The sequence below is a fragment of the Cryobacterium sp. TMT3-29-2 genome (genome assembly GCF_004564305.1).
GTDB lineage: Bacteria > Actinomycetota > Actinomycetes > Actinomycetales > Microbacteriaceae > Cryobacterium > Cryobacterium sinapicolor.
In genome coordinates this window covers 1-18,010 of the sequence record NZ_SOGK01000072.1, presented here as the reverse complement: position 1 = coordinate 18,010, position 18,010 = coordinate 1, and the positions used below count along the sequence as shown (strand labels likewise).

General features: G+C 67.8%; 16 protein-coding genes. 9 read left to right on the top strand and 7 right to left on the bottom strand.

The window, feature by feature from the left end:
• Positions 1-231: 231 nt before the first annotated feature.
• The 4 genes from E3O67_RS08395 to E3O67_RS08380 are packed head-to-tail and all read right to left on the bottom strand — an operon-like array spanning position 232 to position 4,175.
• A complete protein-coding gene (locus tag E3O67_RS08395) occupies positions 232-1,002 on the bottom strand; it encodes an ABC transporter ATP-binding protein (protein ID WP_134428154.1) in 771 nt (256 codons plus the stop codon).
• The gene (locus E3O67_RS08390) at positions 999-1,913 is read right to left on the bottom strand and encodes an ABC transporter ATP-binding protein (protein WP_134428156.1); all 915 of its coding nucleotides are present in this window, start codon (positions 1,911-1,913) and stop codon (positions 999-1,001) included. The genes E3O67_RS08395 and E3O67_RS08390 overlap by 4 nt, the downstream gene beginning before the upstream one ends.
• On the bottom strand, positions 1,903-2,883 hold the full coding sequence (locus tag E3O67_RS08385) for a branched-chain amino acid ABC transporter permease (protein ID WP_134428370.1): 981 nt from the start codon (positions 2,881-2,883) through the stop codon (positions 1,903-1,905). Before E3O67_RS08385 ends, E3O67_RS08390 begins: the two co-directional genes overlap by 11 nt.
• A 14-nt stretch (positions 2,884-2,897) precedes the next feature.
• Positions 2,898-4,175 carry a branched-chain amino acid ABC transporter permease gene (locus E3O67_RS08380; RefSeq protein WP_134428158.1) on the bottom strand — a complete coding sequence of 426 codons (1,278 nt, stop codon included), beginning with the start codon at positions 4,173-4,175 and terminating at the stop codon, positions 2,898-2,900.
• 278 nt (positions 4,176-4,453) lie between these two features.
• Between E3O67_RS08380 and guaB the strand changes: the two genes are divergently transcribed.
• The gene (gene guaB / locus E3O67_RS08375; RefSeq protein ID WP_135102453.1) at positions 4,454-5,956 is read left to right on the top strand and encodes an IMP dehydrogenase; all 1,503 of its coding nucleotides are present in this window, start codon (positions 4,454-4,456) and stop codon (positions 5,954-5,956) included.
• On the opposite strand, the gene E3O67_RS08370 is transcribed toward guaB, so the two are convergent.
• The gene (locus E3O67_RS08370; RefSeq protein ID WP_135102452.1) at positions 5,953-7,095 is read right to left on the bottom strand and encodes a MalY/PatB family protein; all 1,143 of its coding nucleotides are present in this window, start codon (positions 7,093-7,095) and stop codon (positions 5,953-5,955) included. The two genes, guaB and E3O67_RS08370, sit on opposite strands and share 4 nt — an antisense overlap.
• A gap of 63 nt (positions 7,096-7,158) precedes the next feature.
• On the opposite strand from E3O67_RS08370, the gene E3O67_RS08365 reads away from it, so the two are divergent.
• The 7 genes from E3O67_RS08365 (at position 7,159) to guaA (ending at position 15,240) form a co-directional block, all read left to right on the top strand.
• Positions 7,159-8,277, top strand: a complete 1,119-nt coding sequence (locus E3O67_RS08365; protein WP_134428164.1) for a GuaB3 family IMP dehydrogenase-related protein — start codon at positions 7,159-7,161, stop codon at positions 8,275-8,277.
• A 72-nt stretch (positions 8,278-8,349) separates the two neighbouring features.
• Positions 8,350-10,080 (top strand): glycerol-3-phosphate dehydrogenase/oxidase, encoded by a 1,731-nt coding sequence (locus E3O67_RS08360; protein ID WP_134428166.1) that lies wholly within the window; start codon positions 8,350-8,352, stop codon positions 10,078-10,080.
• A gap of 269 nt (positions 10,081-10,349) precedes the next feature.
• Positions 10,350-10,877 (top strand): cation:proton antiporter regulatory subunit, encoded by a 528-nt coding sequence (locus tag E3O67_RS08355; RefSeq protein WP_134428168.1) that lies wholly within the window; start codon positions 10,350-10,352, stop codon positions 10,875-10,877.
• Positions 10,878-10,880: 3 nt separating this feature from the next.
• Positions 10,881-12,413 carry a cation:proton antiporter gene (locus E3O67_RS08350; protein ID WP_134428170.1) on the top strand — a complete coding sequence of 511 codons (1,533 nt, stop codon included), beginning with the start codon at positions 10,881-10,883 and terminating at the stop codon, positions 12,411-12,413.
• Positions 12,410-13,195 carry an SURF1 family protein gene (locus E3O67_RS08345; RefSeq protein WP_134428172.1) on the top strand — a complete coding sequence of 262 codons (786 nt, stop codon included), beginning with the start codon at positions 12,410-12,412 and terminating at the stop codon, positions 13,193-13,195. Before E3O67_RS08350 ends, E3O67_RS08345 begins: the two co-directional genes overlap by 4 nt.
• A gap of 9 nt (positions 13,196-13,204) precedes the next feature.
• The gene (locus E3O67_RS08340; protein WP_134428174.1) at positions 13,205-13,651 is read left to right on the top strand and encodes a DUF3817 domain-containing protein; all 447 of its coding nucleotides are present in this window, start codon (positions 13,205-13,207) and stop codon (positions 13,649-13,651) included.
• A complete protein-coding gene (gene guaA, locus E3O67_RS08335) occupies positions 13,648-15,240 on the top strand; it encodes a glutamine-hydrolyzing GMP synthase (RefSeq protein ID WP_370260383.1) in 1,593 nt (530 codons plus the stop codon). The genes E3O67_RS08340 and guaA overlap by 4 nt, the downstream gene beginning before the upstream one ends.
• 155 nt (positions 15,241-15,395) lie before the next feature.
• Here the strand turns inward: guaA and E3O67_RS08330 are convergent, their stop codons facing one another.
• The gene (locus E3O67_RS08330; RefSeq protein ID WP_135102451.1) at positions 15,396-16,202 is read right to left on the bottom strand and encodes a Bax inhibitor-1/YccA family protein; all 807 of its coding nucleotides are present in this window, start codon (positions 16,200-16,202) and stop codon (positions 15,396-15,398) included.
• A gap of 73 nt (positions 16,203-16,275) precedes the next feature.
• On the bottom strand, positions 16,276-16,815 hold the full coding sequence (locus E3O67_RS08325) for a hypothetical protein (protein WP_134428178.1): 540 nt from the start codon (positions 16,813-16,815) through the stop codon (positions 16,276-16,278).
• A gap of 38 nt (positions 16,816-16,853) precedes the next feature.
• Here E3O67_RS08325 and E3O67_RS08320 point away from each other — a divergent pair, with 38 nt between their 5' ends.
• Positions 16,854-17,870 (top strand): glycerophosphodiester phosphodiesterase family protein, encoded by a 1,017-nt coding sequence (locus E3O67_RS08320; RefSeq protein ID WP_134428180.1) that lies wholly within the window; start codon positions 16,854-16,856, stop codon positions 17,868-17,870.
• Positions 17,871-18,010 lie beyond the last annotated feature (140 nt).

The window sequence follows — 18,010 nt, the reverse complement described above, 5'->3', positions numbered from 1 at the left end:
ACTCGGCGGACCGGGCACGGCGGACCGCACACGGCGGACCGGGCACGGCGGACCGGGCACGGCGGACCGGGCACGGCGGACCGGGCACGGCGGACCGGGCACGGCGGACCGGGCACGGCGGACCGCACACGGCGGACCGCAGGCGGCGGACCGCACACACAGAAGCGGCGCCCGAGGATCTCGGGCGCCGCTTCTGTGTGTTGGTCGTGCTGGTCGTGCTGGCGGCTCCGGCTAGTCGTCCTGGCCGAGGGTGCCGAGGTAGAGGCCGATCACCTTGGGGTCGTTCAGCAGCTCGCGGCCGGTGCCCGTGTAGGCGTCGCGGCCCTGGTCGAGCACGTAGCCGCGGTCGCAGATCTGCAGGCAGCGGCGGGCGTTCTGCTCCACCATGATCGTGGTCACACCGGCCTTGTTGATCTCCTTGACCCGCAGGAACGCCTCGTCCTGGCGCACGGGGGAGAGGCCGGCACTCGGCTCGTCGAGCAGCAGCACGTGCGGGCCCATCATCAGCGCCCGCGACATGGCCACCATCTGGCGTTCGCCGCCGGACAGCGATCCGGCGCGCTGCTGGAGCCGCTTCCCGAGCTCCGGGAAGATCTCCGTGACGAACTGCAGCCGCTCGTCCAGGCCCTTCGGTTTCAGGAACATGCCCATCTCCAGGTTCTCCTGGATCGTGAGCGTGGGGAAGACGTTGTTCGTCTGAGGCACGAAACCGACGCCCTTGGCCACGAGCTTGTTGGCCTTGAGGTTGGTGATGTTCTCGCCGCGAAGCAGGATCTCACCTTCCCTCACCTTGACCTGGCCGAAGATCGACTTGAGCAACGTGGACTTGCCGGCGCCGTTCGGGCCGATGATCCCGATCAGTTCGCCGTCGTAGGCGGTCAGGGAGCAGGCGTTGAGAATGTTGACGCCCGGCAGGTAGCCGGCCGTCACCGTCTTGACCTCGACGACGGGCTGCCCGCTGGGGGTGTAGGCCGGCGCGGCGGCAGGGCTAGTGTTCGTCAATCGAGCAGCTCCTTAATGGCTTCGACACGTTCTTCTTCGGCGGCCGGATCCTCGCCGAGGTCCTCGTCGTGGTGCTGGCCCAGGTAGGCGTCGATCACGGCGGGGTTGCGCATCACCTCGTGCGGGTCACCCTCGGCGACCACGCGGCCCTCGGCCATCACGATGACCCAGTCGGCGATGTGGCGCACCATGTGCATGTCGTGTTCCACGAAGAGAACCGTCATGCCCTCCGCCTTCAGGTTCAGGATGTGGTCCAGCAGCGACTGCGTCAGCGCCGGGTTCACCCCGGCCATCGGCTCGTCGAGCATCACCAGGCTCGGCTCGCTCATCAGCGCCCGTGCCATCTCGAGAAGCTTGCGCTGCCCGCCGGAGAGGCTGGCGGCGTAGTCGTCCTTCTTGGAGTCGAGCTTGAACCGTTCGAGGATATCGAGGGCCCGCACCCTGTTCGCCTCCTCCTGCTTGCTCCAGAAGAAGGGGAAGACCGCCCGGAACAGGTTCTCGCCGGCCTGGCCCTTGGCGCCGAGCAGCATGTTGTCCATGACGGTCAGCAGACCGAGCGCCTTGGTGAGCTGGAAGGTGCGCACCTGGCCCATCCGTGCCACCTTGAACGCGGGCATCCCCGACAGAGGGCGGCCCTCGAAGGTCCACGACCCGGTGTCGGGCTTATCGAAGCCCGTCAGCAGGTTGAACAGGGTGGTTTTGCCGGCTCCGTTGGGCCCGATCAGCGCCGTGATGGCGCCGCGCGGGATCTCGACGTGGTCGACGTCGACGGCCTTGAGACCGCCGAAGGTGCGGCTCACGCCGTCCGCGACCAGGATCGGATCGCGCTTCTTGCAGCCCGGTGCGGCCTCGCCGATGTGCAGGTCGGTCGACTTGACCGGCTTGTTGCTGGGAACTGTGTTATTTGACAAAGGCCAACTCCTTCTTGTTTCCGAAGATGCCTTGCGGTCTGAAGATGACTATAAGCATGATCGCCACTCCCACCAGGATGAAGCGCAGCTGGCCCGCCTGGATGCTGGTGATGAACGGAATCCAGCCTGCCTCCACCGCACGGGCGATGAACCCGGAGAAGAAGGACAGCAGAACCCAGAAGACCATCGAGCCGATGACCGGCCCGAGGATCGTGGACGCGCCGCCGAGGAGGAGTATCGCGTAGATGAAGAACGTCAGTGACGTCTGGTAGTTCGACGGAACCACGGCACGGGGGAGCACGAAGATCATGCCCGCGATCGTGCCGAATGCGCCGCCGAGAATCAGAGACTGCATCTTGTAGGAGTAGACGTTCTTGCCGAGCGCGCGCACGGCATCCTCGTCTTCACGGATTCCCTTGATCACGCGACCCCAGGGACTGCGCATGATCTGCCACGTGAACAGGCAGGCGAGGGCCACGATCGACCAGGCCACGATCCGCAGCCACCAGTCGTACTCGTTGTACTCGAACGGGCCGAAGCCGTAGCGCCCCTCCGGGATCGGGTTGAGGCCCGCAAAACCGCCCTTATACCCGCTCAGCCCGTTCGCGGAGCCGGTGAAGGACTGGAACGTGTTGGTCGTGAACAGGAGGCGCACGATCTCGGCCGCCGCGATCGTCACGATCGCGAGGTAGTCCGCCCGGAGGCGCAGGGTCGGTATACCCAGGATCAGGGCGAAGATGACGGATGCGCCGATCCCCACCAGCACGGCACCCCAGACGGGGAAGCCGAAGCTGAGGGTGGAGATGGCGAAGCCGTAGGCGCCCAGGGCCATGAAGCCGGCCTGGCCGAAGTTCAGGAGGCCGGTGTATCCGAAGTGGATCGCCAGCCCGAGCGCCGCGAGGGCGTAGGCGGCGGTGGTCGGGCTGATCAGCTCGACGGCTGCGTTGCTAAAGATTGCTCCCCAGTCGATCATCGGATGCCCTTCTAGCCAATTCTCTCTTTGCGACCCAGGATGCCTTGCGGCCGAAGCAGCAGCACCAGGATCAACACGACAAGTGCACCGACGTATTTAAGGTCGGAGGGAAGCCACAGCGTCGACAGTTCGACGAACAGGCCGACGATGATCGAACCGATCAGGGCGCCGAAGGCGGTGCCGAGACCGCCGAGGGTCACGGCCGCGAAGACGAGCAGCAGGATCTGGAAACCCATGTCCCAGCTGACACCCGGCCGGAAGTAGGCCCACAGGATGCCGCTGAGGCCGGCGAGGGCTCCACCGACCACCCAGACGATCCGGATGACGCCGTCGACGTCGATCCCGCTGGCGGAGGCCAGGCTGGGATTGTCGGAGACCGCGCGGGTGGCCTTGCCGATGCGGGTGCGCAGCAGGAAGTAGGAGACGGCCAACAGCACCACGATGCTGATGCCCATGCTGGCCAGGTCGATCATCGAGAGCCGGATCGGTCCCAGCTTCATGTCAGCCAGGCCGGAGCCCGGAAGCTGGCTCGTTCCGCCGCCGACGAAGATCTGGAACACGTACCGCAGGGCGAGCGAGAGCCCGATGCTCACGATCATCAGCGGGATCAGACCCACGCCCTTGCGGCGCAGCGGTTTCCAGATCACCGCGTCGAGGCTCCAGCCGAGACCTGCGCTCAGCACGACGGCGATGATGATCGCCAGCCAGATCGGCACGCCCAGCGTGACCGAGAAGAGCAGGGCCATCAGCGCGCCGAAGGTGATCATCTCGGCATGGGCGAAGTTGCTCAGCCCGGTGGTGCCGAAGATCAGGGACAACCCGATCGCCGCGAGGGCCAAGAGCAGGCCGAAGTTCAGCCCGTTGACGAAGCGGTTGACGAACTGGTCGAAGAAGCTGACCGTGGTGCGCGTGCCCTCGCCGAGGAAGAAGTTCACCGACTTCACCTTCGTGAGCGCGAACTCCGCCTCAATCACGTTGCCGCCCTTGGCAACGACGACACCCTTCGGAAGGGTCTCCTCATCGAGGCTGACCGTGTACGTGGCCTTCTCGGGCACGCCGACTTTCCACTTGCCCTCGGCGTCCGTTTCCACGGATGCCTCATAACCGCCGCCTTCGACGGTGATCAGCACGTTGTCGAGCGGTTTCTGGTCGAACTGCACGTTGCCAGTGAGCACGAACTCGTACTCGTCGGTTCCGACCTCGTCGGCGTGAGCCGGACCGGCGGAGACTGTGGCGAACGTGGACATCGTCAAGGCTGCGAAGAGCAGGCCGAGGAAGATCACCAGCATTCTGGGTGAGAATCTGCGAACAGCTTCAGGGGAATTCACTGCACCTCCATGGGGGCACCGTTGGGTCTGTCACCGAGCGTGCCCCGGGTCTCACCTACCAACATCTTTGTTGACAGTAAGTGACGATTATGTCCCATATGTGACGACGGCGGTCGGAACTGCCCAGATTCTCTTCCGAGGAATGCGTGGAGCGCGACGTCGCTTAACATTGACAAGACCGGTGATCGACTTGGATTGCCGGATTTTCTCCACTTTCCTGCATCTGTAAAAGGGGTTTCATGGATCAGCCAGATCCGTTCGGTTTCACCGGGCTCACCTACGACGACGTCCTGCTTCTTCCGGGGCATACCGACGTCATTCCCAGTGAAGCCGAGACCCTGTCTCGGTTGACGCGCCGAATCAGCGTGGCCACGCCGCTGCTGTCCAGCGCGATGGACACCGTCACAGAGACCCGGATGGCCATCGCGATGGCCCGTGAGGGCGGCCTCGGCGTGCTGCACCGCAACCTCTCGATAGTCGACCAGGCCGAGCAGGTCGACCTCGTCAAACGCAGCGAATCCGGCATGATTACCAATCCGGTAACAACTTCGCCCGACGCCACTGTTGCGGAGGTCGACGCCCTCTGCGGGCAGTACCGCATCAGCGGTCTTCCGGTCATCGACGCCGACGGCGTGCTCGTGGGAATCATCACCAACCGGGACATGCGGTTCGTTTCCAACACCAAAAAGCACACGACGCTCGTGCGCGAGGTGATGACGAAAGGCCCTCTGATCACGGGCAAGGTCGGCATGGCGCCGATGGACGCCGTCGCCATCTTCGCCACCCACAAGATCGAGAAGCTTCCCCTCGTCGACGACCACGGCCGCCTCACCGGCCTGATCACGGTCAAGGACTTCGACAAGAGCGAGGAATACCCCTTCGCCACCAAGGACGACGCCGGACGTCTGCGCGTCGGCGCGGCCATCGGCTTCTTCGGCGACGCCTGGCAGCGCGCCACCGCACTGCTGGACGCGGGCGTCGACGTTCTCGTGGTCGACACCGCCAACGGCGACAGCGCCGGGGTGCTCGAGATCATCCGTCGCCTGAAGTCCGACCCCGCGTTCGAGGCGGTCGACGTGATCGGCGGCAACGTGGCCACCCGCTCCGGCGCCCAGGCCCTCATCGACGCGGGCGCGGACGCGATCAAGGTCGGCGTCGGCCCCGGCTCGATCTGCACCACCCGCATCGTCGCCGGCGTGGGCGTGCCGCAGGTCACCGCCGTCTACCAGGCGTCGCTTGCGGCCAGAGAGACCGGCATCCCGGTGATCGCCGACGGCGGGCTGCAGTACTCGGGCGACATCGCCAAGGCACTGGTCGCCGGCGCGGACACCGTCATGCTCGGTTCCCTGCTCGCCGGTTGTGACGAGAGCCCCGGCGAGCTCGTCTTCGTCAACGGCAAGCAGTTCAAGACCTACCGCGGCATGGGTTCGCTCGGCGCGTTGCAGAGCCGCGGCACGAAGACTTCCTACTCCAAGGACCGCTACTTCCAGTCGGATGTCCCCTCCGACGACAAGCTCATCCCGGAGGGCATCGAGGGCCAGGTGCCGTATCGCGGACCGGTGTCCGCCGTGGCTTACCAATTGATCGGCGGCCTGCGCCAGTCCATGTTCTATGTGGGCGCGCGCACGATCGACGAGCTCAAGCAGAAGGGCAAGTTCGTTCGGATCACCGCCGCCGGGCTGAAGGAGTCGCACCCGCACGACGTGCAGATCGTGGTCGAGGCTCCCAACTACCGCCGTTAGCGCGCTGCGGCCAGCCGGGAGACGGCTTCCGCGAGTACCTCGGGTGAACAGCCGAAGTTGAGGCGCGCGAAGCCCCGGCCGGGTTCGCCGAACATCGGGCCGGGGCTGAGCGCGACCCGCGCCCGCTCGAGTGCGACCAGGGCCGGGTCGTCACCCCAGTCCAGGCTCCGCAGGTCGAGCCAGGCCAGATAGCCGGCCTCGGGCGGCCGGTAGCCGACTCCGGGCAGCTGCGCGTCCAGCAGTGCGGTGAGCCGGTGGCGGTTGCCGTCGAGAGATTCGAGCACCCCGTCCAACCACGGCTCCCCGTCGCGGAACGCCGCGATGCCGGCGATCAGCCCGAACTGGCTTGTGCGCCAGGACACCTCCTGGGGCAGGGCGGCGAGCCCGCCGCGCATCCTCTCGCCGGCGGTGACGATTAGCGCGCATTTGAGGCCGGCCAGGTTCCAGGCCTTGCTCGCGCTCGTCACGCAGACGCCGTGGTCGGCGGCCTCGGGGGAGACGGTCAGGTAGGGCGTGAAGGCGGCGTCGGAGTAGGTCAGCGGGGCGTGCACCTCATCGCTGACGACGGTGACGCCGTAGCGGGCGGCGAGCCCGGCCAGCGCCGCCAGGTCCTCGACGGTGTGCGGATGACCGATCGGGTTGTGCGGGTTGCAGAGCAGCACGCAGCGCACTCCGGCCGCAAAGGCGCGTTCGAGGCCGTCCAGGTCGAGGGTCCAGCCGGTCTGGCCGTCGAGGAGCGGCACGGCGTGCACCACCCCGCCCGCCTCGGGTACGAGGTCGAAGAACGGCGGGTAGACCGGGGGAGTGATCACCACCCGGTCGCCGGGCCTGATCAGCATCCGCAGGGTCTCCACGATCGCCACGCTGACATCGGTCGTGGTGGTCACCTGCTCGGGGTCGACCGGCCAGTCCCAGCGGCGGCCGGCGAAACCCGCGAAGGCGGCGCCCAGCTCGGTGTCGGGTGCGACATAGCCGGTGTCGCCGTGGCGCACTGCCGCGGCGAGCGCCTCCCGGACGGGTGCGGCGAGCGGGAAATCGGACTCGGCGACGAAGAGCGGCAGTACATCGGCGGGGAAACTGCGCCATTTCCTGCTGGTGCGCTCGCGCAGGAGGGACAGTGGGTCGGCGGTGACGTCCATCACCTCAGGATGCACCCCGCGGCATCCGTCGTCGAGGAGCCTCGCGGCACCTAAACTGGAACCATGGAAATCGAGATCGGCCGCTCCAAGCGCGCCCGCCGCGTATATGCCTTCGACGACATCGCGATTGTGCCCAGCCGGCGCACCCGCGACCCGGAGGATGTGTCGGTCAACTGGACCATCGACGCGTACCAGTTCTCGATCCCGTTCCTCGCGGCTCCGATGGACTCCGTGGTGTCCCCGAAGACGGCCATCATGATGGGCCAGCTCGGCGGCGTCGGTGTGCTCGACCTCGAGGGTCTCTGGACCCGCTACGACGACCCTGAGCCGCTTCTCGCGGAGATCCGCGAGTTGCCCGCCGACCGGGCCACCGCCCGGATGCAGGAGATGTACTCCGAGCCGATCAAGCCCGAGCTCGTCACGGCGCGCCTCGCGGAGATCCGCGCGGCCGGCGTGACCGTGGCCGGCGCCCTGTCGCCGCAGCGCACGCAGGAACTGTACGAGACCGTCGTCGCCGCCGGCGTCGACCTGTTCATCATCCGCGGCACCACCGTTTCGGCCGAGCACGTCTCGCAGAACCAGGAACCCCTCAACCTCAAGAAGTTCATCTATGAACTCGACGTGCCCGTGATCGTGGGCGGGGCGGCGACCTACACCGCGGCCCTGCACCTCATGCGCACCGGTGCGGCCGGCGTGCTCGTAGGCTTCGGCGGCGGCGCGGCCTCGACCACGCGCGCCTCCCTCGGCATCCACGCGCCCATGGCCACGGCCGTGGCCGATGTCGCCGGCGCGCGGCGGGACTACATGGACGAGTCCGGCGGACGCTACGTGCACGTCATCGCCGACGGCGGCCTCAACACCTCCGGTGACATCGTCAAGGCCATCGCCTGCGGCGCCGACGCCGTCATGCTCGGCACCGCGCTGGCCCGGGCGACGGATGCCCCCGGCGGCGGCTTCCACTGGGGTGCCGAGGTGCACCACTCGAAGCTGCCCCGCGGCAAGCGGGTCGAGGTGGGCGCCCTGGCGCCGCTCGAGACCATCCTCTACGGTCCGACTCCGATCGCAGACGGCACCGCGAACCTCGTCGGCGCGCTGCGCCGCTCGATGGCCACCACCGGCTACTCCGACCTGAAGGAATTCCAGCGCGTCGAGGTGGTCGTCGCCCCGTACCGGGTGAATTAGGCGGTTGTCGCGCCGCACCGAGTGAACTAGCGTCTGTGTACACATCACACCATCCGAAATGGGAGTGAGCACATGGCAACTGGCAACTCTGCGTCGCGATCCACGAAACTGGGTCCGGAAGAACGGGCCGCGGCCCTCGAACGGCTGAAGGGCAAGGAGCTCGACATCCTGGTGGTCGGTGGCGGCATCGTCGGCACCGGGGCCGCCCTGGACGCGGTCACCCGCGGCCTGAGCGTGGGCATCCTCGAGGCCAGGGACTGGGCCTCGGGAACGTCGAGCCGGTCGTCCAAGCTGGTGCACGGCGGCATCCGATATCTGGAGCAAGCCGACTTCCGGCTGGTGCGCGAGGCTCTGACCGAGCGTGGCCTGCTCCTGCAGCGCATCGCCCCGCACCTGGTGAAGCCGGTGCGGTTCCTCTACCCGCTCCGGAAGCGCGTCACCGAGCGTTTCTACGTGGGCGCCGGCATGCTGCTCTACGACCTCTTCTCCTACACCGGCGGGCGCGGCCCCGGTGTGCCGCACCACCGCCACCTGTCCAAGCGGCAGGTGAAGGGGCTCCTGCCGAGCCTGAACACCGACACGATCGTCGGCGGCATCACCTACTACGACGGCCAGGTCGACGACGCGCTCTACGTCGCCTCGCTCGTGCGCACGGCCTCGTTCTACGGCGCGCACGCGGCCAGCCGGGTGCGGGTCGAGGGATTCATCAAGGTCGGCGAGCGGGTGGTCGGTGTGCACGCCCACGACCTGCAGACCGGCGAGCGGTTCGAGGTGCGGGCCCGGCAGGTCGTGAACGCGACCGGAGTCTGGACAGACGACACGCAGCGCATGGTCGGTGAACGCGGCACGTTCAAGGTGCGGGCGTCGAAGGGCATCCACCTGGTCGTGCCGCGGGACCGGTTCCAGTCGGCCATGGGGCTGCTGCTGCGCACCGAGAAGAGCGTACTGTTCGTGATCCCCTGGGGACGGCACTGGCTGATCGGCACGACCGACACCGACTGGCACCTCGACAAGGCCCACCCTGCCGCCACCGCCGCGGACATCGACTACCTGCTCGAGCATGTGAACGCCGTGCTGCGGGTGCCGCTGACCAGGGAGGACGTCGAGGGGGTCTACGCGGGTCTCCGGCCGCTCCTGGCCGGCGAGTCGGAAAGCACGTCGAAGCTGTCCCGCGAACACCTCGTGGGTCATTCCGTGCCCGGACTCGTGGTGATCGCGGGCGGCAAATGGACCACCTATCGGGTGATGGCGAAGGATGCGATCGATGCGGCCGTCGACGCCTTCGACGAACGGGTCCCGGCCTCCACCACGGCGGACATCCCACTGCTCGGCGCCGAGGGCTATCAGGCCGCCTGGAACAAGCGCGGCCGGATCGCCCGGGCGTTCGGTCTGCACACCGTGCGCATCGAGCACCTGCTCAACCGGTACGGCACTCTGACCGACGAGTTGCTCGACCTGATCCGCACGACCCCGTCGCTCGCGGACCCGTTGCCGGGGGCCGACGACTACATCGAGGCGGAGGTCGTCTACGCGGCCTCGCATCTGGGTGCCCTGCACCTCGAGGACGTGCTGGCCCGCCGCACCCGCATCTCGATCGAGGCCTGGGACCGCGGCGTCTCGGCGGCGCCCGTGGCCGCCCGGCTGATGGCCGGGGTGCTCGGCTGGGACGAGGCCAGGGAAGAACGTGAGGTGGGCCACTACCTCAAGCGGGTGGCGGCGGAACTCGCGTCGCAGCAGCAGCCCGACGACGAGTCCGCCGACCGCGTGCGGCTCGAGGCTCCGGACATCGTCGCCACGAAGTAGCAGCCGCCGGCCGGCATCCGTCACATTCGCTCGGCGCGCGCGTGGCTAACTCAGGACATCCATTGCAGGGGTAACCGGGCCGCCACGAACGAGTGCGCAGCACGTGCGGATGCCCGGCCCGGGCGGTCGGATCTCCTGAGTTCGCCACGACACCCGAAGGAAGTACCGCAGCGGAAGCATCCCACCCGGTGCGGGCGCTGCGGGCAGGTGGCACCCGAACTCGCTCCGGTAGACTGGGCTGACTGCCCATAAACCTCAGGAGTCGCACCATGGTTGACGTTCGGCGGGTCAAACTTCCCGGGGTGGGAGTGCTGCACACCTTCATCACGGATGACGGCGGCAAAGTGGGCGTCATCGCCCACCGCTCGGGGCACAGCGACCTCATCACCTTCGCGGACGACGAGGGTGGCCCCGATGCCGCCAAGGTGTCCCTACGCCTGAGCGAGGACGAGGCGCATACCCTCGCCGAGCTCCTCGGCGGCACCCAGATCACCGAGTCGCTCACGGCGCTCGACCAGATCCCGGGCCTGAGCATCGACTGGTTCACCGTGGACTACGAGGACCACATCGCCGGCCAGGCGTTGGGCAACCCCGCCGACCGCGGCATCGCCGGCCTGACCGTCGTGGCCGTCGTGCGCGGAGAGTCCGCCAACCCGGCACCCGCCCACGACTTCCGCGTTTTCCCCGGTGACACGCTCGTCGTCGCCGGCTCTCCCGAGAAGGTCGCGAAGGCTTTCGCGTTCTTCCGCACCGGCGAGGTTAAGGCCAAGTCCGTCGACGCGCCGCCTGGGGGGTAGTCCATGCATCTCGGCGAAGACCTCATCACTCTTGGCATCCTGCTCGTCGTTGCCTACCTCCTCGGCCGCGCCGGAAAGTTGATCGGGCTGCCGTCCATCCCGCTTTACATGATCGTCGGGCTCCTCGCCAGCCCGAACACCGGCTGGTTCCCGCTGGACTTCCAGTCGGCAGACATCGAACTGATCGCCATCTTCGGCCTGATCCTGCTTCTGTTCAGCCTGGGCCTCGAATTCGACCAGGAGGCGTTCTTCGGCGACGCCGGAAAACTCCTGATCTCCGGCGGATCCTACGTTCTGATCAACATGGGCGCCGGCTTCGCGTTCGGTCTGATGGTCGGCTGGGGCAGCCGGGAGGCCCTCGTGATCGCCGGCATGACCGGCACCTCCTCGAGCGCCATCATCACCAAGCTCCTGATCGAACTGCGCCGGCTGGCCAACAAGGAAACCCCGATGATCCTCGGCGTGACCGTCGTCGGCGACATCTTCATCGCGGTCTATCTGGCGATCGTCTCCGTCGTTCTCAGCGGCAAGACCGAGGTCTGGCCGATCGTGCTGCAACTGAGCATCGCCTTCCTCTTCCTCGTCGTGATGTTCTCCGTGGCCCGCTGGGGAGCCAAAGTCGTGTCCCGGCTGATGCGCACCAAGGACGACGAGCTGTTCACCATCCTCTTCTTCGGGCTCGCCGTGCTGTTCGCCGGGATCGGCGAGATCATCGGCGTGACGGATGCGATCGGTGCCTTCCTGATCGGGGTGGTGCTCGGCGCGAGTACATACCGCGGCCGGATCGAACGCGTCGCCGTGCCGCTCCGCGACGTGTTCGGGGCGTTCTTCTTCCTCAACTTCGGACTCGCGCTGAACGTGGCCGAATTCGGGTCGGTGATCACCATCGTCGTCGCGGCCGTGGGGATGACCTTCGTTCTCAGCCTGATCTCCGGCATGCTGATGGCGCGGCTGCACGGGATGGGCCCGCGGGAGGGACTCAACACCGCGGCCATCTTCGTCAACCGCGGCGAATTCACCCTGATCCTGGCGACCCTGTCGGTGACCGCGGGTCTCGATCAGCGGCTGCAGTCCTTCGCCGGGCTCTACGTGCTCACCATGGCGATCGTGGGACCGCTCTTCGCGGCGAACTCGGAGAAGATCGGCTCGGCCCTGCGGCGGCACCAGAATGCCGTTCCGGCGCGGAAACGCGCCCACGACGTGATGCTGGCCGAGGAAATCGCCCTGGTCGACGCGGCCACCGCCGCCGGAACCGGAACGGATGCCCAGCGGGCCGCCGACCGCCTCCTCGCCGACCACCGCAAACGCCCGGCCTCCGCCGCGCCTGCCGCTCGGCCTGCCACGACGCCTGCGGCAGCGCCGGTCGGCGTGCCGGGTGCCGACGCGGACGCGAACTCCGACGCCGACTCCGACTCCGACGAGCCGGGGTCCGCGGCCAGCGACTCGATGCTCGACTTCATCTCCGGCCGGCGTACGGCCGAAACCGGCCCGGCCGACAAGCCGGCGCGTGACACCGCTTCAGGGGACTACTCATGATCAAGACCATGCTCCGCCCGCGCTGGCTGCTCGCGCTGTTGCTGGCGCTCGCGATAGCCGCGGCCTTCGCGCTGCTCGGCCGGTGGCAGCTGGAACGCGCCATCGCGTCTGGCGAGGTCGTGGAGCGCAGCACCGAGACCGTGCTGCCGCTCAGTGACGCCGTCTCACCAGACGGTCCGCCGCGCGAGGCCGCGACCGGTCAGCTGGTCACCGTGGACGGCTCCTTCGTGCCGGGGGACGACGTGCTGATCAGCGAACGCCTCAACGGGGGCGAGCGCGGTTTCTGGATGGTGAGCCGGTTCGAGACGGTGGCAACGGCATCCGTGCCCGTCTCCACCATCGCCGTGGCTCGCGGCTGGTCCGCCACGGAGGCGGAGGTCCAGGCGGCGATCGACGAGCTCGCGGCCCAGGCCGCCGGGCAGCAGCAGACCGTGACCGGCCGGTTCGTACCCTCCGAGGCCCCGGCCGTGCCGGACTCGGAGCTGGACCCGCGCACCCAGGCCACGGTCTCCACCGCCGCTTTGATCAACCAGTGGACTGACTTCACCGACCAGTCCGTCTACGCCGGCTACATCGTCGACACGGATGCCGTCGCGGGCCTGACCGTGATCGACTCGCCGGTGCCCGGCAACGACGCGTCGGTCAACTGGCTGAACATCTTCTACGCCCTCGAGTGGGCCGTCTTCGCCGGGTTCGCGGTGTTCCTCTGGTACCGCCTGGTCCGGGACGACTGGGAGCGCCACCAGGAGCAGGCCGCCATCGACGCGGCGGAGGCCGTCTAGAATTGGCCTATGCCACTTGACCCCAAGCCTGCCGACATCCCCAAAATCCCCGGCGCGCTCCGGCTTTACAAGATCTCCTCGGTGATCACCGGTGTCTTCCTCCTGCTGCTCTGCGTCGAGGTCTTCCTGAAGTTCGTGCTTCAGCTCGAAATCGAAGTCGGCGGCCCGAACGGGATCATCGCCCTCGTGGCGCGGGACTCGGTGACCGCCTTCAACCTGAGCACCGGCATCCTGATCGTGCACGGCTGGCTGTACGTGCTCTACCTGTTCAGCGACTTCCAGCTGTGGAGCCTGATGCGCTGGTCATTCCCCAGGTTCCTGCTGATCGCACTCGGAGGCATCATTCCTACTCTGTCCTTCTTCCTCGAGGTGCGCGTCGCGCGCGAGGTCAACGCCTTCCTGGCGACGCACGCCGCCGTAGACTCGACTGCCGCGTCGGCCGAGGCCCGCCCGTGAGCGCCGCGGTGAGCGCGCAGACCGGGGCCCGCCCCGTTCTGGTGGTCGACTTCGGCGCCCAGTACGCGCAACTGATCGCGCGCCGGGTGCGTGAGGCATCCGTCTACTCGGAGATCGTGGCCCACTCGATCACCGCGGCCGAGGTCGCGGAGAAGAACCCGCTCGGAATCGTGCTCAGCGGCGGGCCGTCCAGCGTCTACGCCGAGGGTGCGCCCACCTTCGATCCGGCCATCTTCGATCTCGGCATCCCGATCCTGGGCATCTGCTATGGCTTCCAGGTGATGGCCACGACTCTCGGCGGCGAGGTGGCCCGCACCGGACTGAGTGAGTACGGCGCGACCCCGGTCAGCGTCACCGACAGCGGCAACGCGCTCCTGGCCGGCCAGCCGGCCGAGCAGACCGCGTGGATGAGCCACGGCGACTCCGTGTCGAAGGCCCCCGCGGGCTTCACCGTGCTGGCCTCCTCCGAGTCCACGCCCGTCGCCGCGTTCGCGAACGACGAGCGCCGGCTCTACGGCGTGCAATGGCACCCCGAGGTCAAGCACTCCGAATTCGGCCAGAACGTGCTCGAGAACTTCCTGCACCGCGCCGCGGGCATCCCCGCCGACTGGAACAGCGGCAACGTCATCGCCGAACAGGTGGCCCGCATCCAGGCCCAGGTCGGCACCGGAAAGGTCATCTGCGGGCTCTCCGGCGGAGTCGACTCCGCCGTGGCCGCCGCCCTCGTGCACAAGGCCATCGGCGACCAGCTCGTCTGCGTGTTCGTCGACCACGGCCTGCTGCGCCAGGACGAGCGCCGCCAGGTGGAGGAAGACTATGTCAAGGCCACCGGCGTGCGGTTGGTCACCGTCGACGTGCGGGAGCAGTTCCTGACGGCCCTCGAGGGCGTCAGCGACCCGGAGACCAAGCGCAAGATCATCGGCCGCGAGTTCATCCGCACCTTCGAGCAGGCCCAGGCGGAGCTGATCAGGGAAGCGGCGGCGACGGATGGCGACCCGATCCGCTTCCTTGTGCAGGGCACCCTGTACCCGGACGTGGTCGAGTCCGGCGGCGGCAGCGGCACGGCCAACATCAAGAGCCACCACAACGTCGGCGGCCTGCCGGAAGATCTGCAGTTCGAACTGATCGAACCGCTGCGCACACTGTTCAAGGACGAGGTGCGCGCGATCGGCGCCGAATTGGGGCTGCCGGCCGAGATCGTGCAGCGCCAGCCGTTCCCCGGACCCGGCCTCGGCATCCGTATCGTGGGCTCGATCACCCAGGACCGGCTTGACCTGCTGCGCCACGCGGATGCGATCGTGCGCGCCGAGCTGACCGCCGCCGGACTCGACCGTGAGATCTGGCAGTGCCCGGTGGTGCTGCTCGCCGACGTGCGCTCCGTGGGAGTGCAGGGCGACGGCCGAACCTACGGGCACCCGATCGTGCTGCGTCCGGTGTCGTCGGAAGATGCGATGACGGCCGACTGGACCCGTCTGCCCTACGACCTGCTGGCACGGATCTCGAACCGGATCACGAACGAGGTGGACGGGGTGAACCGCGTCGTGCTCGACGTGACTTCCAAACCGCCGGGGACGATCGAATGGGAGTAGGCGCTGCGCGCTCCTCCATGTTGTGAAAGAAAACACCCTCGACTTGGTCGGGGGTGTTTTTCATTCGCGGGGAGTGGGCGAGCGCGGGGCGGGGAGGACGACAGAAGGGCCGCCCCGATGGGGCGGCCCTTCTGTCGTGCGGTGGTGCGGGGGTGCTACTCGCGGGCGATGGCGAAGATGCGGAGCATCTCGACGTACAGCCAAACGACGGTCAGCATGATGCCGAAGGCACCGGTCCAGCCGTACTTGCGGGGGGCCCGGTTGTTGACGCCGCGCTGGATGAAGTCGAAGTCGAGCACCAGCGAGTACGCGGCCATGATCACGGCGAGGACGCCGATGATCAGGCCGAGCGGGATGCCCATGACCGTCGCGCTACGCATGCCGAACGCAGCGTCGGTCGCGCCGAACGCCATCATGCCGAAGTTGATCAGCGAGAAGACGCCGTAGCCGATCATCGCGATCATGAAGACCTTGGTGGCCTTCTTGGACGCGCGGATCTTGCCGTTGGCGAAGAGGGCCAGGGTGACGCCGACGACGACGAGCGTGGCGAGCACGGCCTGGGTGACGATACCGCCGTACTGCTGCTCGAAGACGATCGAGATGCCACCGACGAAGAGACCCTGGGCCGCGGCGTAGGCGAGGATCAGGGGCGGCGACGGCTCCTTCTTGAACGCGTTGACCAGTCCGAGGACCAGACCCGCGATCGCGCCGACGATCAGCGGCAGGATCGTCACCGGGGTGACGATCCAGCCGATGGCCGCGGTGACCAGCAGCAGGGCGAAGCTGAGCACCGTCTTGCGGATGGTGTCGTCGTAGCTCATGCGGTCGGTGTCCTGCGAACCGGCGGAGGGCGCGTTGAACATGCCCTGCAGGTCGCTGTCGGAGAGCACCTTGCCACCTGCAGTGGCGCCGGGAGCGCCGAACGCGGCGTTTCGGGAGAATGCGGGGTTGGAGGATGCCATGGGTGCCGTAGCTCACAATCACGTGGGTAGGTAGCGGAGCCAGCACCGGTAAGTGCTGGACAGTTCCTAGATTCTATTCAGATCTGCTGGGGATCCGCCGTATTCCGGTTGCGACCCGCGGTGACCGAGGACGGTGCCCCGCGGACCAGCCGGCCAGCCACCAGGCGAGCCAGGACGCGGCCACCGTGGTGAGGAAGCCGACCAGGTAGCCGACCCAGTTCTGGTCGTAATTGTTCAGTGCGTCCTTGAGCAGGAAACTCATCGCGATCGGCGGGATCAGGGCCAGGTAGCTCAGAAGCGGGCGGTGCCGCACAAGCAGCCAGCAGGCCAGCAGGGCCGCGAAGACCCCGTTGAAATCGGCGCCGCCCAGCAGCAGGATGCTGCAGAGTAGGGCCGGTACCAGAACCGTGAGCCGCCGCCACAGCACCCCGGGCAGGATCAGCCAGCCCAGCACGTGCAGGGGCGGTCCGATGGCCAGGAAGAAGAGGCTGTAGGTGCTGGTGAAGTTCGTGGCGAGCACGCCGAGCACGACCAGGGTCAGCCCGGCGACGTAGCGGGCGCGGTAGCTGCCCCACCGGTGCAGGCGGGTCGGGGGAACGGTCCAGGGTGTCATCGCCTCGATTCTGGCAGTTGCACGCGTAGGGTTGGGAAATGCAGCCGATCGTGATCGGTCACCGCGGGGCGAGCGGTTACCGTCCAGAGCACACCCGTTCCGCCTACGAGCTGGCCGTCGCCCTCGGGGCGGATGCCGTCGAGCCCGACATCGTCGCCACCCGCGACGGCGTTCTGGTGGTGCGCCACGAGAACGAGATCGGGGCGACCACGGATGTCGCGGCGCACCCCGAGTTCGCCGGCCGCCGGACCAGCAAGGTGATCGACGGCATCCGTCTGACCGGCTGGTTCACCGAGGACTTCACGTGGGCCGAGCTGCGCACCCTGCGGGCCCGGGAACGCCTGCCCGAGGTGCGCAAGGCGAGCGCGACCTTCGATGACCGGTTCCCCCTGCTGCGTCTGCGGGACGTGTTCAAGCTGATGGACCGGCTCTCCGGGCGGGCGCGCCGGCCCATCGGCGTCGTCGCCGAGCTCAAACACGCCACCTACTTCGAGTCGATCGGACTGCCGCTCGACGAGCTGTTCACTGCCGAGGTCAACGACGCCGGCTGGAACGCCGGCGACGGCCGCCTCACCATCGAGAGCTTCGAGCGCAGCCTGCTTGACAAGGTCTACGCGCGCGGCATCTACGGCAAGCGCATCTTCCTGCTCGAGGCGCGCGGGAAACCCTACGACGAGGTCGCGCTCCTCGGGCCGAAAGCGCCCCACTACGCCGACTACCTCTCCGACACCGGGCTCTACGGGCTCAGCGGCAAGGTCGACGGGATCAGCGTGCCCAAATCGTTGATCCTGGCCACGGATGCCGACGGTCACGTGTCCGGCGCCTCCGACCTGGTCGACGCCGCCCACGCCGCGGACCTGGAGATCTACTGCTGGACCCTGCGCCCTGAGAACCGGTATCTCGCGAAGACGTTCCGCCGCGGGCGGCTGCGGGCCGACTTCGGCGACTGGCAGGCCGAGTTCCGCACCATCCTCGGAACCGGGATCGACGGGGTCTTCGCCGACCACCCCGACCTGGCGGTGCTCGTGCGGGACGAGCTGGCCGCCGAGGACTGACCTGGGCCCTCGGCCGGCACGCCGGGCCGGGTAGGGCCGTGCCGCGCCGTGCCGCGCCGTGCTAGGTCGTGCCCGGTAGGGCCGTGCCGCGCCGTGCCGGGTAGGGCCGGGTAGGGCCGTGCCGCGCCGTGCCGGGTAGG

Bases quoted from the DNA above. Each gene is read 5' to 3' on its own strand.
- E3O67_RS08345 (WP_134428172.1), top strand. From the start codon at position 12,410: ATGATCAAGACCATGCTCCGCCCGCGCTGGCTGCTCGCGCTGTTGCTG.
- E3O67_RS08365 (WP_134428164.1), top strand. From the start codon at position 7,159: ATGGAAATCGAGATCGGCCGCTCCAAGCGCGCCCGCCGCGTATATGCC.
- E3O67_RS08350 (WP_134428170.1), top strand. From the start codon at position 10,881: ATGCATCTCGGCGAAGACCTCATCACTCTTGGCATCCTGCTCGTCGTT.
- E3O67_RS08340 (WP_134428174.1), top strand. From the start codon at position 13,205: ATGCCACTTGACCCCAAGCCTGCCGACATCCCCAAAATCCCCGGCGCG.
- E3O67_RS08330 (WP_135102451.1), bottom strand. From the start codon at position 16,202: ATGGCATCCTCCAACCCCGCATTCTCCCGAAACGCCGCGTTCGGCGCT.
- E3O67_RS08370 (WP_135102452.1), bottom strand. From the start codon at position 7,095: ATGGACGTCACCGCCGACCCACTGTCCCTCCTGCGCGAGCGCACCAGC.
- guaB (WP_135102453.1), top strand. From the start codon at position 4,454: ATGGATCAGCCAGATCCGTTCGGTTTCACCGGGCTCACCTACGACGAC.
- E3O67_RS08380 (WP_134428158.1), bottom strand. From the start codon at position 4,175: ATGCTGGTGATCTTCCTCGGCCTGCTCTTCGCAGCCTTGACGATGTCC.
- E3O67_RS08355 (WP_134428168.1), top strand. From the start codon at position 10,350: ATGGTTGACGTTCGGCGGGTCAAACTTCCCGGGGTGGGAGTGCTGCAC.
- E3O67_RS08360 (WP_134428166.1), top strand. From the start codon at position 8,350: ATGGCAACTGGCAACTCTGCGTCGCGATCCACGAAACTGGGTCCGGAA.
- E3O67_RS08325 (WP_134428178.1), bottom strand. From the start codon at position 16,815: ATGACACCCTGGACCGTTCCCCCGACCCGCCTGCACCGGTGGGGCAGC.
- E3O67_RS08320 (WP_134428180.1), top strand. From the start codon at position 16,854: ATGCAGCCGATCGTGATCGGTCACCGCGGGGCGAGCGGTTACCGTCCA.